The sequence below is a fragment of the Mesorhizobium sp. M1A.F.Ca.IN.022.06.1.1 genome (assembly GCF_003952605.1).
In the GTDB taxonomy this organism is placed as follows: domain Bacteria; phylum Pseudomonadota; class Alphaproteobacteria; order Rhizobiales; family Rhizobiaceae; genus Mesorhizobium.
Genome location: NZ_CP034455.1, coordinates 686585 through 702086 on the forward strand (window position 1 = coordinate 686585; position 15502 = coordinate 702086).

Sequence of the window (15502 nt, forward strand, 5' to 3'; positions counted from 1 at the left end):
CATGTCACGCCGCACCGGCGCGTTCACCCGCGCATTCGTTGCATGGCTTTCATTTGGCCCGCTTTTGGCGCCGGCGGGAATAGTGGTGACGCTTGGCGGGCTTCGCAGTCCGGCCCTCGCAGAGAGCAAGGATTACGCTACTTGCTTCAGCGACGGCGCCCTCTCCGCCGACCAGCAGATTAGCGTCTGCACGCCCATCGCCGAGGACAGCGCCGAGATTCCCGATCTTCGCGTTAACGCCTATTTCTGGCGTGGCCTGGCTTACACGCAGAAGAACGATATCGACCCCGTCATCGCCGACATGACCGACGTGCTCGCGCTTGATCCGACATACGTGCCCGCCTTTACCAATCGCGCCATTGCCTGGGAGAGCAAGGCAGATTTCGAGCGAGCCGTCGCGGACTACACTCGCGCAATCGCGCTCACGCCGGACGATGCCAACCTCTATGCCGACCGCGCCAGGGCACTCAACAAGAAAGGCGAGCACGACCGTGCGATTGTCGAATGCGACAAGGCGATCGACATCGATCCCGCCAACGAGATGGCCTATGGCGTGCGCGGCGTCGCCTGGGAGGACAAGGGCGACGCCACGCGGGCCCAAGCCGACTATGACAAAGCAGAGAGCGTCCGCGCGGACCCCATCACGCCTTACCATGACCGCGCACTTTCATGGATCGCCAAGGGCGAGCGCAGGCGCGCGGAAGCCGATTGCAAGCACATCGCCGGCGTCGATGCGGACAAAGGGCGTGATTGCTCACGCCGGATCGCCGAGGCTTTTGGCGAGCCGCGCGACGGAGGTGGCGAGAAAACCGCCACCGCCCAAAATGCGGTCGGCATAGAATGGCAGGAAAAGGGCGACCATACCCGCGCCATCGCCGCATTCGACGAGGCGATCCGGCTCAATCCAGCAAGTTCCGCATTCTACTTCAACCGCGCCAAGAGCTGGGGCTTAAAGAAGAACTATGCCCGCGCTATCGCCGATCTGGATGAAGCCGTACGCCGCGACCCGGCCAACGCCCCGGCTTACCGCGTGCGCGGCATGACTATGGCTCGAGTCGGCAATTCGAAAGAGGCGCTTGCCGATCTCGACAAAGCGATTTCCATCAGTTCCGACGATCCAAAATCTTATTTCGAGAGGGCGCTTGTCTGGGAGGCGAGCGATCCTGATAAGGCAATAGCGGACCTGGACAAGGCAATCGCGCTCGACCCGGCCAACGCGGACTACCGAAAGGAAAGACTGAGCGTCCAGATTGGCAAGCGCAGGGCCGAGGGGCAACCCGTGCTGCAGTCACCGGGCGCTACGAGCAGTCAGGCTCATGTCCCAATCCCAGCTGAGCCGCAGGCGGCCAAGCCTATCGCGCCTCCCACGTATGAGCCGCCGCAACTCTATGCCAAGCGCGACAATTCCGCCGCCATCGACTGGAATATGAAATCGGGGTTGCAGCAGATGCAGGTCGACCCCAAGGGCGCGATAGATACATTCAGCTTTGTCATCGGCCTCGATCCCTACAACGCCGATGCCTACTACCACCGATCCATCGCGGAGGCCTTGCTTGGCAATTTCGACCTCGCCGTCGGCGACTGCCGGCGAGCCGTCGAGCTCGACCCGAAGCGGGCAGGCACGTGCAGGGAACACCTGCCCGGCGAGCAAGGCAAGCCGACCGCCGCGAAGCCAGGCAGGGATCCGGCGACCGCCAGGATCCTGCTCGAGCGCGCCCAGATGCGGCTGTCGAAATATGGCGTGGACGGCGCATTGCTCGATTTCGACAAGGCCATCAGCCTCGATCCCGAAAACGCCGACGCCTATTTCGGTCGCAGCCGCGCCCGGATGCTCAAGGGCGATCAGGCCGGCGCGGCAGTCGATTGCCGGCGTGCCATCGAACTCGACCTGAAGCGGACTGGAAGCTGTGACGAGCAGGCTGCCGTTGGCGAAAACAGGCCGGCGCCGCCAGTGGGCATGCAACAGTTGCAGCCCTCTGTTGCGGCCGCCGTTGAAACCTTGGCCAAGCAACTCGGCCAAGGCAAAGCGAGCCCAACGCGAATACTGTCCGCTTCAAAGATGCTGGAGGCGGCCGAGGCGACCGACCCACGTGTCCTGAGCGCCGTGCAGAGCGGCGACACCTTTTCCGACGCGGGCAAATATGACCATGCCATCGCAGAGTATGAGAAGGCGATCGCGCTCGACCCCAGTAGCCCATTCGCCTATTTCGGCCGCGGCAAGGCCTTGGCCGCCAAGCGCGCCTACGACCTGGCGATCGCCGACTACGATCGGGTGATCCAGCTCGTTCCGGATCTGGTCTCGGCCCATATTCGCCGGGGGATGGCCAAAACCATGTCGGGCGATGTCGAGGGCGCGCTTGCCGATTGTGGCCATGCCGCCACGCTCGACCCGAAGGCGCGCGACGCGTTCTTTTGCAAGGGCATGGCCTGGCACGCCAAGGGCGACGGCGGGCGGGCGATCACGGCCTATTCATTAGCGATCGCGATCGATCCGAAAGACGCCGCCAGCTATTATGGGCGCGGCATGGCACGGGCCGACAGGAAGGACTATGACGGCGCCATCGCCGATTTCGACCGGGCAATCGACCTCGACCCGCACAATCCGGATTACCTGGTCAGCCGCAAGGCGGCCGACGCGGCAAGAGGAAAAGGCGATGTCGCGGCCGAAGCCGGCGGGCCTGATCCGAAGAAGCTCAAGGCTTTCATCGATCTCGGCGATGCCCTCTACAAGAGGCACAAATTTGATCGCGCCATTGCCGAATACAACAAAGCCATCACGCTCGATCCGAAAATGGCGTCCGCATATCTGGGGCGCGGCATGTCGCTGGTAGCGAAGGGCAAGTATGACGCGGCCATCGATGATTACGGCAAGGTGATCGAACTCTATCCTGCCTACGTCGAAGCTTACCTCGGCCGCGCCGTCGCCTGGAGCAAGAAGAACGAACTGGATCGAGCGATCGCCGATTTCAGCCGCGCGGCCAAGATCGACCCCAGTTCTGCGCCAATCTATTTCGGGCGTGGCAGCGCCTGGCTCGCCAACGGCGATTACGACCAGGCGATTGCGGACTACGACCAGGCGCTCAGGCTGGATCCAAGGCTGGCCCTAGCCGAGGAGGGCCGCAAGCTCGCCGTGGCGGCCAAACGCAAATCAGCCGGAAGCGAACCTGTCGGCTCTGACCAGAGCAAGTTGAAGACCATCGTCGACCACGGCTACGTCTGGTACAAGAAACGCAAGTATGCACGCGCCACCACCGCGTTCGAACAGGCCATCGCGCTCGATCCGAAAAACCCCGCCGGCTATCGCGGACGGGCGATGGTCCGCACCGACACCCATGACTATGATGGCGCCATTGCCGATTTCAGCAAGGTCATCGAACTCGCGCCGAAGAGCAGCGATGCCTATTTTGGGCGTGCCGCTTTGTGGGGGAAGAAAAACGAGCTTGACCGGGCGTTAGCCGACTATGACCGAGGCCTCGACATCGATCAGAGTTGGAGCATGGCCTATTACGGACGGGCAACCAAAAGGCTGGAGAAGGCCGATTACGAGGGTGCGATGACAGACTTCGACAAGGCGATCGAACTGGATCCCAAAGTCGCGCGCTTCTACATCGATCGCGGCTTTGCCTATGCGGCAAAAAAGGACATCGACAGCGCAACGCGAGACTTCAACAAGGCGATCAGCCTGGACCGGAAGAAGAGCGCTGGCGCCCATTTCGGTCTAGGTGCAATCAAGGAAAGCCAAGGCGACCACGATGGCGCCATCGCCGAGTACAGCCGCTCTATCGAGATCGACCCGACATATGCCGACGCCTACGATTTGAGGGCACATTCCTGGAGAGCTAAGGGCGATTTGAAGCGCGCCGAGGCCGACCGCAAGAAGGCGCTGAGCCTCGGACTGAACTAGACAGGCATTTTAGAGGGGCGGATGTCGCGTTGGAAATGGTTGCAGGTGGTGGCAGTCGTCCCTTTGAGCTTCGTTGAGGCAAAAGTGCTACCAGCGATGTTCGGCGGCGGCAGATATCACCATGAGTCGGTGGCGAAGCCGCCCCAGCCTGTGACCACCGCCTACATCGATGCCTAGATCCGGAAGCAGGATCTCCAGATCGTTGAGGCTATCGCACGCGAATTTCCGGACGACTACGATGCGATGCTGCGCAAGATCACTGCCGCCGCCCAGACCGGAAGCCAAACAGAAGTGCGCAATACCAGCAGACAGTCGGTCGCCGATCTGCGGCACAGATATGCACCGCTCCTGCTTTCAGCTCCGGACAGCGCGGTCTCGCAAGCGCTTTCGGCGCAACTCGACATGCTCAATCATGTCATGGCGCGCGAAACGCCGGCCACTGCAACAATTACCTGCGCTATGTCTCGAAGTATGGCCTTTCCTTCAGCGCCTTGCCGTTGCGGTCGAGCAGAATTCCCGAGGCAAACAAATACCCGCCCATCGCTTCCATCTTCGCCATGTCCATGGTGCCGATGGCGCCGTTAGCACCCTTCAAAAAATGCCGGTCGTTCAGCGCCGGGTTGGTGAGCGTGTCCTTGTTCGCCGCGACCAGCGGGTCGCCTGCGTGCTTCGCGCGGTCGACGGCGAAGGCGTAGCCGGCCCGCGTCCCTCGAAAAAAGCAGCGGCGGCTTGTCGGTTGGCGCCAAGGAACGCGTTTCCGGAAATGATCAAGGTTGCTCGTCCGGCAGCCGTAATCGGCGTAACGGAAGCTGCGCTGCTCCAAGCTTCCAAGCCCGGCCTCAACGCCTTCTAGGTCGAGTCTTCGGGCGTGACGTCGACCGCACCGGGCAAACCGTTTCCCCAATCCGCAGAAGAGTGGCCCATCTCTCTTAGGAGATGCCGGTCGTTATAAGATTTTTACCAGTTTCTTATAACGCTCTTGAAATCTCGCCGAATAAGGCCCAGTTATAAGAAAACTTCATGTTTCTTATAACGCTGCGCACGCCCGGGAGCGGCCATGAAAACCATCGATCTTGCCTATCGTACCCTCTATGCCGAGCTGGTGCAGCGCAGCCTGGATGCCTCCTTCGAGACCGATTTCTCGACGGCAGGCAATTTCGTGCGCGTGCCGGTGAAAGGCCGCGACTACTGGTATTTCGAAGAGACGCGGCCGCAAAAGTCCAGGCGCTATGTCGGCCCGGCGGAAGATCCCGAGATCGCCAAACGGGTCGCGGCCTTCAAGGAGATCAAGGACGATCTCAGAGCTCGCCGCAAGCTGGTCTCCACGCTGGTTCGCGACGCCGGCCTGGCGGCGCCCGATGCTTTCAGTGGCGACGTCGTCGAGGCGCTGGAAAAGGCCGGGCTCTTCCGCCTGCGCGCGGTGCTCGTCGGCACCGTCGCCTTCCAGACCTATGCAGGGCATCTCGGCGTCAAACTGCCAGGAGCCGCGCTGCAGACCGGCGATGCCGACTTTGCCCAGTTCCATTCCGTCTCGGCCGAAGTCGACGACAGCATGCCGCCGCTCATCGAGGTGCTGAAGGCGGTCGACCCGACATTCCGGGAAATCCCGCACCGAACCGATGCGGGGCGCACGACGCAGTTCGAGAATGCTTCGCGCTACCGCATAGAATTCCTCACTCCGAACCGAGGCAGCGACGAGCATGCTGACCATGCCAGCCCGATGCCGTCGCTGGGCGGCGCCTCGGCGCAGCCCTTGCGCTTCCTCGATTTCCTGATCCGAGACCCGGTGCGGGCAGTGCTGCTCCACCGCTCCGGCGTGCCGGTGCTGGTCCCCTCTCCCGAACGCTTTGCGGTCCACAAGCTGATCGTCGCGGCGCGACGCGAACGAAGCGCTGCCGCCAAGCGGGAAAAGGACCTGCATCAAGCGGGCCTGCTGGTCGAGGCGCTCGAGACCACGCGTCGGCGAGACGACCTCGCCCATGCCTTCGCGGAAGCGTGGAACCGGGGCGAAGCATGGCGTGAGGCGCTGCGCAAAGGCTTGCAACTGCTTCAGCCGGACAGGCGCGAGATGGTGGACCTGGTCCTCGGCAGGGCGCTCGACGAAGCGCGCATCGAGCTCGACGGTTTCATGAGACGGTCCAGGTGAGGTATCGTTCAAATTGTACGAAACCGGTCTTGACCGTCTTTCGTACATAAAGTACGATATTGCCGTTCGTTGAGGGGATATTCTTGAACACCGCGAACCATGCCGCTTTCGCCGACCTTTCCCGCCCATTGCTCTCGCCTTTGCCGCTCGCCGAGCGCGAACGCCTGGCCGGCGCGTGGCGCATGGCCAGCCAGGACATCGCCGACGACATCCGCTTCATCCGGCAATATCTGAAGGTGATCGCGGAGAAGGACGACCGGCTATCGACCGGCACGCTGGTGCACGGCCGCGCCTATGTCGAGGCCTGCGCGGCCTGGCTGCCCGAAACGATCGCGCGATATTTGAGGAACCTCAGGCTGATCAGCGAATGCGAGTGCGCGATGACTGCGGCGGGCGTGCGCTTTGCAAAATCCAGCGATGCTTGGGAGTGAGATGTCTTCCTTCTTCGCGGAAGAAGACCACCAATCGCGAGGAGACAGAGGGGGCGCGAAGGAGCGCGGCGGCGGAACGGTTTCCGCCCGCGCCGGGTGCAGAGAATTCCCTTTTGCAACTTTCGGATGCACCTCGACAAATGTATCGTTTCACACAATTGCCAATTGGTGGACGCGGGCGAGCGGCCGGTAGTTAATTCCTTTCGGGCGAAAAGGCATAGTCGCGTACCAGGGAGGAACTCGTTTGATAGACCAGCAAATCGACATCGGCGCACCAGCCGACGATCAGCCTTACGAAGTCACCTCATTCGCCAGGAAGCATGGGCTGACGATCCCGATCGCGGACGCGGTGCTTTTTGCCAAGGGTCCGTCGCCGTCGCGGGCGGCCTGCGATACCGCCGCGCTGGCTTTCCTCTGCGCCGTTGCGCAATACGCCAGAAAGCAAGGGAGGCGATAGCCGTTTAGCCTCCACCTCCGCGCCCTAAATCTTCGGGCGCGGGCTTGCTACATTTCGATTGTGCGGATGGCAGCGGCGGAACGGCCGCTGGGGTCAGGCCTTGGCTTTCGGCTTGGCAGGAGCCTTGGCCTTCGCGGGGGCTTTGGCGGGCGTTTCGGCATTGGCCGACTTCGGCTTGGCGGTGGCCGTCGTTTTGGGCGCGGCCTTGGACTTCGGCTTTACTTCGGCGTCGATCTCGGCGGCCGCTTGGTCCCAGTGCTCCATATGCGCGCCTTCCGGCCGGCCGGCCTGCTCCCAGATCTCGTGCGCCCGCCGGCGAATGCGTTCCTGCCTGTCGTCCGTCACTGTCGCCTCCTTTGAGTGGGGCCGCTCCCCGACGGAAACATTAGCTGAATTTTCCGGTGGCGTCTTGCGCATCGACGCGTAGGTGCCTGAACTTCGGCAGCGATTTCTTCAGTGCACGTCGGAGACGATCGCAACGCCAAGATACGCCGCCTTCTTTGTAATCAATGCGGCTAAATCGGCGTCAGAGCGTTCGGTTCCGGTGCGCCTGCGCAGCAGGCCAATCGCTTCCTTCATCGATAAGAGGCCAGTGCGGCGTTCGGCCAGAAGCTGGTCGACCGCCTTTGCACAGTCGACTGATTCGACATGGGGGTGATGCATGGCTGCGACTCCTTCCTAGGAGCCGGCATCCCCCCGCCGGCATGGCGGGAGGATCGGGGCTCGTAAGCGTAAGATCACTCGATGACGTGGATGACCCTGCGTGTACCAGGATCGATCAGGACAGTGCGATCGTTGACCACGGCATATCTGTACTGAACGTCCGGCACCTCCCGCAGCTCGACCGTGTCAGGCACCGTCGAGCCGACGCCCAGTTCCAGCCCCAGTATGTTGACCGAGGCGATCGGGTGCTTGTGGACATATTCCTTGACGACAGTCTGCTGCTCCGGCGTGACGATGATCTGGTCCGCAGCGGCAAAGCCTACGCCGGCGATCAGAGCAAGGCCGGCAACAGCAGGAATAAGGGTGCGTTTCATCATAAGTCTCCTGTTGTGTTGGCGAGCTCCGCCCGCCTCCGCCGTCGCGGAAACCTGGCAGGTCGAACATAGGAGCTCCCGGGGCAAACGCGTGCATTGGGGTCTTGTTCCGCCTGCGGCGCCTAATTGATTGTTGCCGGCGGAACCGCCGGGGCAGCTTCGCATTGTTTGAATTGAATAAATTCGACCAGCAAAGGCCCGCCATGACTGCAGTTCACATCACAAGCGACATGCCGCTCCGCGCGCCGGTGGCGATCGCAGTCGGGGCCGGTTTCAAGCGCGAGATCGCTTCCCTGGCGGCGATGCAGAATTTCCTCAAAGAATGGCCGCCGGCAATGCGCGGCGACTGTTATGCCGCGGCCGTGCAGACCTGTGAGGAGGCGCGGACAGGCGAGAGGAAACTCGGGGAAGCGCGGCAGGCCTTCGTGGCATTCGCTCAGAAGGCCGGCATTCTGTGGACCGGCGTCGACCCCGTCACCGCGCTACGCGAAGCCAAGATCAGACGTCTCAAGGCCAGGAGCATAAGCCAGCAGCGCCGGCAATGGCCGCTGGCGTGACAGGCTGCTGAAGTTCGGGCTTATCGAACCAAGCATCATCGAAAAAGCCCTCGCGGCCGAAGGCTTTTGTCGCGTACCGCCGCTCACTGCCGCCCAGTGCTGGACGGCAGCCAGTCGACATCGATAACGGCTGTCAGTTCAGCGAAGCTTCGCACGTCTCGGTGAGGAAAGATGCGGCGATCAGATCGTCCGCATCGATGCGTAGGGAGCCATCGCCGCCCCCCATTATGGCCGCGACCTTCTGGAAGGTCTTTATTTCATGTGCGGTGATGTGGGCGTCTTCCATCCTGGCCCGCAACTCGGCGACGCGCATCCCGAGCGAGCGGGATGTTCCGATTTCTCGTTTCGACATGTTAACTAGTCCTCCTCGCCCCTGCCCATGCCTGTTCGCCGCCGCCCGATTCTGCTTTCTGCCACCGGTTTGTGTTGCCTATGAGACAGGTTTGTTTCTGCCACTGGTTTGTGTTGCCTATGAGACAGATTTGACCCAAAGCGCCCAACTTGGGTGTGGGTCAAAGGTTCCGTTAGGATATCGTAAATTAATAATTTTCCGTTAACCGCCCGCCGCCGTGACCGGCGGCGGGCCATCCGTTCGGCCGATTACGCTATCGGTTAATTGAGCACCTTGATGATCTTGCGCGTGCCGGGGTCGACGATCACAGTCCGGTTATCGACCACGACATAGCGATATTTGACGTTCGGCACCTCGTGCAGTTCGACCGTCTCGGGAAGCGTGCTGCCGATGTTCAGCTCGATGCCGGGAACCTTCACCGAAGCCAGCGGCTGCTTTTGCACATATTCCTTGATGACGGTTTCCTGCTCGGGCGCGATCACGACGGTGTCCTGCGCAGCGACGGCGCCAGCGCCGGCGAGAAGCAGGAGGGCCGCGGCGGCGGTGGTGATGTGCATTTTCATGGTCGTCTCCTTTGTGTGGTCAATCGCCTCCTCTGCTGCGCCTGCGATTTCCACAGCCGATCGGCACCGTCCTAACGCCGAGGGCCACGGCTTGTTCCTGCAAAATTCCGCACATCCGCCGGCGTAAGAACGCCGCCGCCGCTTGGCAAAACAATCTCGGAACAATGCCTTCCAAGTCGTGTTTAACCAACGAAGGGACCGACTTTCCGAGGAGAAATCAGATGAAGCATCTTCTGATCACGAGCATGATCGCGCTCGGCGTCGGTTGCGGCGCCGCGGTGGCGCAGACCGAGTCCGTGCAGCCGAGCGGCGGCGATAGTTGTGCCGCCGGCCAGGCCGACTGCCCGAAGGGCGGCAAGGCAGGCGAGCAGGCCCAAGGCAAGATGAAGTCTCAGACCGAGCAGAATGCTCAGGGCACCACCAAGATGAAGACTGAGCAGAATGCCCAGGGCGAGGCTGGCGCCAGCACCGAGCAGAACGCCGAGGACAATACGCAGCTGAAGAAGAAGCAGCAGGCGCAGGGCAAGGCCGACACAAAGACTGAGCAGAACGCTCAGGACAATACCACGCTGAAGAAGAAACAGCAGGCCCAGGGCAAGACCGGCACCAGCACCGAGCAGGATGCTGACAGCAACACCAAGGTGCAGACCGAGCAGAATGCTCAGGGCAAGACCGGCACCACCACCGACCAGAACGCCCAGGGCACCACCAAGATGCAGACCGAGCAGAACGCTCAGGGCAAGACCGGTACGACCACTGAGCAGAACGCTCAGGGCAACGTCCAGACCGACCAGGACAAGACGGCCTCGATCACCAATGTGACGGTCGAGCAGCGGACGCAGATCACGCAGATCATCCGCGAGACCAACGTCCAGCCGGTTCGCGATGTCAGCTTCGACATCTCGATCGGGGTCGAGGTTCCGCGGCAAAAGATCCGGCTGCATCGCCTGCCGGCCCGCATCGTCAAGATCGTCCCGGCTTACGAAACCTATATGTATTTCGTGCTGGCCGACGGGCGCATCGTGATCGTGGATCCGGACACCTACAAGATCGTCGTGATCCTGGAGGCCTGATCCAGACAGCATTTCAGACAGGAGGCCTGCCGTGCCGCATGGCATGGCGGGCTTTTCTTATGTCGCTTCAGCCGCGGGCGCAAACGCCCCTTCCCGAGGCCGGGGCAGCCCCGTCCAAGCCTTATCGCCCGCCCTCGCCGCAACACAGCCGTCGGACTGAGGTCTGGTTTGGCAGGGCATTGGTCCCCCTCTCGAAACATACAGGCAGTTATCTTGTTGGAGTCATGACTGGCGAGCATAGGTCCCTTCATCGTCGGTTGCTGTTGCACCCGCCGCTACCTGCGATGCGGCGGGTGCTCCTTTTGGGGGTGCTGCATGCAACTCGGAGAGATCATTGCGAACCTGTTCGCCGCCGTTCTTCTGATCTGCGTTGTGGCGCTTGTGTTCTTCACCGGCGGCAGACCACTCTGGCCGGATCGCGAGGCCAAGATGGTCATCCTCTTGCCGCCGGATGCCATGAGAACGGGATCGGTCAGGGCACTGGCGCACGTTCGCCTGCCCGACGCCTTCGATACAAGAATGGTGCAGCCAAGGCCCCAATCCCGATAGCCGGTGGGCCGGCCCCTAGCCGGCCGCGACGTGATCCGGCCGAAATGGGGGTCAGGGCTAACCCTCCACTCCTTTCGCGGAAAGGCGGAGAGGCCGGCCTCCCGCCGATGAAGGGACGTGCTCGGCGGGCGGGCACTGCGGCGATCGTCAGAGGGCGTCAGCTCAGCAGCATTGCGGCAGCGGCGAAGACGATGCGCGCTCCAAAAGCAGGCGCAACAAGCCAGCGCGCCTCGTACACGCTGCCGGCCATTAGCTACTCCTGATCATCGTTCCGCGAGGGAACGGAATCGGCCTCGGCTGGGTTCCTCAGGCGTAGGTCCTTTGGCGGGCCGGAATTAAGACCTATGGCAAGGGGTCTGCGTGAAGTCTTGCGATCCTGGCGGAAAAGGTGCAAGGGTCAAAATGGGTAGAGCAATGGGCGAGATCGTCGAAGACCCTAACTGGTCGCGGCGCTCGGTTGGGCAAATGTATTTTCCGCAGTTTCTTGTGGGAATGACGGCAACGCTTCTGGTGGTTCTCGGCTGGACCTTCATGTCCACCGGGTCCGTCTGGCAGTCGCTTGGCTGGACGTTCCTGGCGGGCGTGGTGCTGCAGGCAGGCTACTTCGTGGCCGTGCTGTGGCTCGTGCAAGCCGAAGGCCGGGCCACGGACGAGAGCAAGGCGAGCGACGCCGGCGCCCCCGCCAAGCTGCCCGGCCCCTTCGAGCGCGACGGCATCGTCCACGCGCTGATCTCGCGGCTGTTCCCGAGGCTGCTGCCGTAAGGCGGCTCAGCGTCCGGCCGAAGCCCCAACGCCGTCATCGTTGGGCGTAGCGACGCGAAGCGGAGCAAAGACCCGAGAACCCACGCTGTGACCTCGTCGAGGAACGCAGCGCGGCAGAATCCTGCATCGTCGTAACGCTCTGAGCTTACGGCCTGCAGTTTGCGCCGCGTCGCTTCGCTCCCTGCTCCGCCACACAGGACACGAAGAGGCGCTTCGGCCGATCTTGGCCGCGTGCGATCGAGCAATTGAGCGCGTCGCACTAGGCCGGTTCAGGCGACGCGCTGTTGGGTGCACCGTTACTGCGCCGGAGCGACCGTGGCCGAGCGCACCGTCTCTGCGGACGAGAAGACGATGAAGGCAAAGGTCAGCACCGCGGCGGCGACGATCAGCGAGCCGATCGCCACGACCGGCTCGATCTCCGGATGGCCTGCGGCCAGCATCCAGTAGAGCGCCGGCAGCATGATCACGAGGCCAACCGTGTAGAGACCGTAGTGGATCATGGCGATGCGGCGCTCGGCCTTGGCCGGATTGAGCGCGTAGTAACCGCCGAAGATCGCGCTGGTCACCCAGCCGAGAAGGTTGATGTGGGCGTGCGCCGGGAAGGCGCCGTGGTCGCCCGAAATCGCCATCTGCAGCCCGGCGGCTATGCCCAGGATGAGAAAGACGATGGCCGTCTTGAAGAAAAGCTCCGAAACCCGTGGCATTTTGTTGTCCTCCCAATGCCCTGTGAAATCCCTCACCCGCTAAGTCTACACACCGCAATGCATATTAGCCACACGACAGCGACGTTTTGGTGTGCATTGCGCACAGCGTCAGGCGAGGCAAAAAGACTCGCAAGGTCGGCGGCGGCGGGGCAGCGCTCCCGGGCCTGCAGTTGTTTTCCCCAATGCAGGGCGGCTCGCAAAAGAAATTGCCCGTTCCCATTCCAACGCCGGCTTTTATATCGTAGTACGACATTCACAGCGAGATCTCGGGGGTGGCAACCGGGGGCCGGGAGCTGACCACGCAGCTCCCGGTCAAACTCGTTTTCGGCGCGCCGATTTTCGACTACCCGGTCTGCGTCACCGCCGTCGGTTCTGCCACCGTTTCAAACACGTGGCACAACGCCGACCAAAACCGACGAAAGGCTTCCAGCGGTGCGGACGCCGAGGGATTTTTAGCTATTCCTTAACTAATGTTATTCGGTCGGTACACCCCCGCATGTTAACCTTCGGACGCGGGTAGAAGCCGTCTGACCACCTCGGCTTTTGCTACTTTTGGGCTCGCCTCAAGGGCGAGCCTTTTTTTGAACTCCGCCTGTGCCTCGGCGTGGGTTTCTGCTCGCCGCAACCAGAATTCCCCCTGGCCTCACTTGGTCTGTTGCCGTGTGCGAATGCATTGCCGTCAAGCCAAACAAAAATGCCGCCGGGTCGCCCCGGCGGCATGCATGCACTCCACTGCGGCAGGTTCGCCGCGTGTGCCTTATGGCGTGGACGTCGCCGCGGCCGCCTGGTCGATCTTGTCGGCCAGCACGTCCTTGGCCCAGTCCGTCACCTCCTGATCGACCGGCTTGTTGGCCATGTCCTGCAGGGCGGCGTCGAGCGTGGCGTCATCGGGCGCAGGGTTAGCGGTCACCGCGGCCTGGGCATCCGTGACCGCCTGGGTGTCAGCGGCGATCGCGGCGTTCTGGGCGTCGATTTGCGCCTGAACGTCGGCAACCTGCGCATCGAAAGCCGCCTTTTCCTCGGCCGTCATGTTGGTCGTGTCTGTTGCATTGAGGTCGGCGAGCTGTTGGGTGAGCGTGCCGAGCTGGGCCTGGTCGGCGGCCAGCTTCGCGTTTGCCGCGTCAAGCTTGGCCTGCGCGTTCTGGGCTACGGCGGCCTGGGTCACATAAGCCTGAATGCCCGCGAACTTCTTGCTCTTGGAATTCATGTAGGCATTGATGTTGCGCTGGAGCGAGTTCAGCCGGCCGAGCTTGGCATGGATGTTCTTCTCCTTCGGGGTGGCGGCCGTGTTGGTATCGTCCGTCGTGTCGTCATCGGTTGCATCGTCGACCTGCGACTTGGCGGCCTTTGCCGATGCCGACTTGCCGTGCGAGGCGCCGCTGTTGCTGCTTTGGCCCTTGCCGCCGCCGTTGCCGCCGCCGTTGCCATTACCGCCGCCATTGCCGTTACCGCCGCCATTGCCGTTGCCGCCGCCATGGCTGCCGCCATTGCCGTTGCCACCTCCATTGCCGCCGGCTCCGGCGAGTGCGGGAGCAGCCGCGAGCGCCAGAATGGCAAGCGAAGCCAAAAGTGTTTTCCGGATTGTCATCATGTTTCTCCGCAGGTGAATCGCCACCAATGCCCAACCGCTAGATCGCGTCATATGAGATTTCCCTAACGGCTTGGAGTAACTTTTAAACAAATTCGGTGGCGGCAAGAGAGTATCCCGAGAAGCAGCTCCGGAAATCCTGCTGAACACCTGTTAACTTGCTGAAATTATTGCGTAAATAAATGGGCTAAGGCCAGGTCCGCCCTCTGGAACAATGAAGGCCCACCTCCCGTCGGACCATGGGCCCAACGCTATGCGGCCAGCGTCCGTCGAGGAGTACAAGACGCCTGTTTATAAAGGCGATTTTCGGACGTGCGCGGCATCGTTTCGGGCAACCCGCGGGAGCGGTGATGCCACCAGCGCTTGGGGCGCGCTACCGAGGTGTTCTTATCCCGCTTTGCGGCCAATCCCAGATATATACTTATATATTCTTCCTCGGCATGCCCTGAAGCGTGTCGCAATCTTTCGGCCCACACAGCTTGTTAAGCTTAGCCCTGGCTTTGACCCGAAACGAAGTCCCACTTTGGGGAGACGTGCTTCAGCTGTTGATCAGCGGCACGGTGACAGTGGTCGAGTAATTGATCGGAAAATCGCTGAAATAGGGAAAGTTGATGACGAAGGCATAGCTGGCGCTGACATGCGCCATCTTGAAGCCGCCGCTCGGCGGGTCGGTGGTGATCGTAACTGTCACGTTCTGCAAGCCGAGCGCCTGTAGTTTCTGCGTCGCGATCGCCTGGATCTGAGCCTGGGTCATCGTCCTGTCAAGCTGCAGCGAGCGCGCCGAGGCCTCGAGCGCATAGCGCACGCTGGACTCGTTGTTCATCGACCAGCCGAAGGCGAAGATGCCGAACAGAAGCATGATCAGGAAAGGCACGATCAGCGCGAACTCGATCGCGGCGCCGCCAGAGGCGTTGCTGGCAAACAGCCTGGTTTTTTGCTTAGCGGACACGGACCACCTGCTGATGGCTGAGCGCGCTATTGCCCGGGAAGACGCCGAAGGTGAACGGCGGAACCCAGGTGCCCGACGCCTGGATCTGGACATAGATGGAAGGTACTTTCGATCCCGCACAGGTGGTCGACGACGTGACCACGGTCGTTCCGCATTTGTAGGTGCGTGTCACCGTGATCGCCGCATCGGAGGGTTTCTTCTCCCAACTCGCAAGAGCGGCGGCCTGAACGGCGGTGTCGTCTCCCCCGCCGGCCAGCAGCAGATTCGCCGCCGTCTTCACACCCGCCCGCATCGCCATCGAGCTGGTGACATAGGACCAGCCATCGGCGATTCCGAACAGCGCGACGCACAGCACCGGCAACACCAGCGCGAATTCCACCGCGGCCGCGCCGGAGCGATTCTTGCGGAAGCGGATCGCTGCCGGCGCCAC

The 15502-nt window shown here is 62.0% G+C and carries 19 protein-coding genes; 8 read left to right on the forward strand and 11 right to left on the reverse strand.

Features of this window, described 5'->3' with window-relative positions:
* The first annotated feature begins 1 nt into the window (after position 1).
* Complete coding sequence (locus EJ078_RS03455; RefSeq protein WP_208721075.1) at positions 2-3904, forward strand: tetratricopeptide repeat protein; 3903 nt, start codon at positions 2-4, stop codon at positions 3902-3904.
* An 87-nt stretch (positions 3905-3991) separates the two neighbouring features.
* Here EJ078_RS03455 and EJ078_RS03460 read toward each other — a convergent pair whose 3' ends face one another.
* Together EJ078_RS03460 and EJ078_RS03465 are read right to left on the reverse strand one after the other, a co-directional pair.
* The gene (locus tag EJ078_RS03460) at positions 3992-4237 is read right to left on the reverse strand and encodes a hypothetical protein (protein WP_127216647.1); all 246 of its coding nucleotides are present in this window, start codon (positions 4235-4237) and stop codon (positions 3992-3994) included.
* A 124-nt stretch (positions 4238-4361) separates the two neighbouring features.
* A complete protein-coding gene (locus EJ078_RS03465) occupies positions 4362-4727 on the reverse strand; it encodes a hypothetical protein (RefSeq protein WP_208721076.1) in 366 nt (121 codons plus the stop codon).
* A gap of 234 nt (positions 4728-4961) precedes the next feature.
* Here EJ078_RS03465 and EJ078_RS03470 point away from each other — a divergent pair, with 234 nt between their 5' ends.
* From EJ078_RS03470 to EJ078_RS03480, 3 genes are all read left to right on the forward strand, one after another.
* On the forward strand, positions 4962-6050 hold the full coding sequence (locus EJ078_RS03470; RefSeq protein WP_127216648.1) for a GSU2403 family nucleotidyltransferase fold protein: 1089 nt from the start codon (positions 4962-4964) through the stop codon (positions 6048-6050).
* An 83-nt stretch (positions 6051-6133) separates the two neighbouring features.
* On the forward strand, positions 6134-6481 hold the full coding sequence (locus EJ078_RS03475) for a hypothetical protein (protein ID WP_127215790.1): 348 nt from the start codon (positions 6134-6136) through the stop codon (positions 6479-6481).
* Positions 6482-6725: 244 nt separating this feature from the next.
* On the forward strand, positions 6726-6938 hold the full coding sequence (locus EJ078_RS03480; RefSeq protein ID WP_067001092.1) for a hypothetical protein: 213 nt from the start codon (positions 6726-6728) through the stop codon (positions 6936-6938).
* A 93-nt stretch (positions 6939-7031) separates the two neighbouring features.
* On the opposite strand, the gene EJ078_RS03485 is transcribed toward EJ078_RS03480, so the two are convergent.
* The 3 genes from EJ078_RS03485 to EJ078_RS03495 all read right to left on the reverse strand — a co-directional run bounded on the left by EJ078_RS03485 (position 7032) and on the right by EJ078_RS03495 (position 7975).
* A complete protein-coding gene (locus EJ078_RS03485) occupies positions 7032-7283 on the reverse strand; it encodes a DUF2934 domain-containing protein (RefSeq protein WP_208721077.1) in 252 nt (83 codons plus the stop codon).
* Between the two features lie 108 nt (positions 7284-7391).
* On the reverse strand, positions 7392-7601 hold the full coding sequence (locus EJ078_RS03490; RefSeq protein ID WP_067001047.1) for a hypothetical protein: 210 nt from the start codon (positions 7599-7601) through the stop codon (positions 7392-7394).
* A gap of 74 nt (positions 7602-7675) precedes the next feature.
* A complete protein-coding gene (locus EJ078_RS03495; RefSeq protein WP_067001089.1) occupies positions 7676-7975 on the reverse strand; it encodes a DUF1236 domain-containing protein in 300 nt (99 codons plus the stop codon).
* 203 nt (positions 7976-8178) lie between these two features.
* Here EJ078_RS03495 and EJ078_RS03500 point away from each other — a divergent pair, with 203 nt between their 5' ends.
* Complete coding sequence (locus EJ078_RS03500) at positions 8179-8532, forward strand: DUF982 domain-containing protein (protein ID WP_245457077.1); 354 nt, start codon at positions 8179-8181, stop codon at positions 8530-8532.
* A gap of 133 nt (positions 8533-8665) precedes the next feature.
* Here the strand turns inward: EJ078_RS03500 and EJ078_RS03505 are convergent, their stop codons facing one another.
* Positions 8666-8884 (reverse strand): hypothetical protein, encoded by a 219-nt coding sequence (locus tag EJ078_RS03505; protein ID WP_127215792.1) that lies wholly within the window; start codon positions 8882-8884, stop codon positions 8666-8668.
* Positions 8885-9144: 260 nt separating this feature from the next.
* Entirely contained in the window at positions 9145-9447 is a 303-nt protein-coding gene (locus EJ078_RS03510; RefSeq protein WP_067001081.1) for a DUF1236 domain-containing protein, read from the reverse strand.
* A gap of 221 nt (positions 9448-9668) precedes the next feature.
* Between EJ078_RS03510 and EJ078_RS03515 the strand changes: the two genes are divergently transcribed.
* The 3 genes from EJ078_RS03515 to EJ078_RS03525 all read left to right on the forward strand — a co-directional run bounded on the left by EJ078_RS03515 (position 9669) and on the right by EJ078_RS03525 (position 11831).
* Complete coding sequence (locus tag EJ078_RS03515; RefSeq protein WP_127215793.1) at positions 9669-10520, forward strand: DUF1236 domain-containing protein; 852 nt, start codon at positions 9669-9671, stop codon at positions 10518-10520.
* A 315-nt stretch (positions 10521-10835) separates the two neighbouring features.
* A complete protein-coding gene (locus EJ078_RS03520) occupies positions 10836-11069 on the forward strand; it encodes a polymerase (protein ID WP_095824575.1) in 234 nt (77 codons plus the stop codon).
* Between the two features lie 414 nt (positions 11070-11483).
* On the forward strand, positions 11484-11831 hold the full coding sequence (locus EJ078_RS03525) for a hypothetical protein (RefSeq protein WP_245299725.1): 348 nt from the start codon (positions 11484-11486) through the stop codon (positions 11829-11831).
* Between the two features lie 296 nt (positions 11832-12127).
* On the opposite strand, the gene EJ078_RS03530 is transcribed toward EJ078_RS03525, so the two are convergent.
* The 4 genes from EJ078_RS03530 to EJ078_RS03545 all read right to left on the reverse strand — a co-directional run bounded on the left by EJ078_RS03530 (position 12128) and on the right by EJ078_RS03545 (position 15502).
* Positions 12128-12535, reverse strand: coding sequence for a hypothetical protein (locus EJ078_RS03530; RefSeq protein ID WP_095824576.1), 408 nt, complete (start codon positions 12533-12535; stop codon positions 12128-12130).
* A 757-nt stretch (positions 12536-13292) separates the two neighbouring features.
* The gene (locus EJ078_RS03535) at positions 13293-14273 is read right to left on the reverse strand and encodes a hypothetical protein (protein WP_164750491.1); all 981 of its coding nucleotides are present in this window, start codon (positions 14271-14273) and stop codon (positions 13293-13295) included.
* Between the two features lie 388 nt (positions 14274-14661).
* The gene (locus EJ078_RS03540) at positions 14662-15072 is read right to left on the reverse strand and encodes a TadE/TadG family type IV pilus assembly protein (RefSeq protein WP_067321690.1); all 411 of its coding nucleotides are present in this window, start codon (positions 15070-15072) and stop codon (positions 14662-14664) included.
* Entirely contained in the window at positions 15062-15502 is a 441-nt protein-coding gene (locus tag EJ078_RS03545; RefSeq protein WP_067321694.1) for a TadE/TadG family type IV pilus assembly protein, read from the reverse strand. The genes EJ078_RS03540 and EJ078_RS03545 overlap by 11 nt, the downstream gene beginning before the upstream one ends.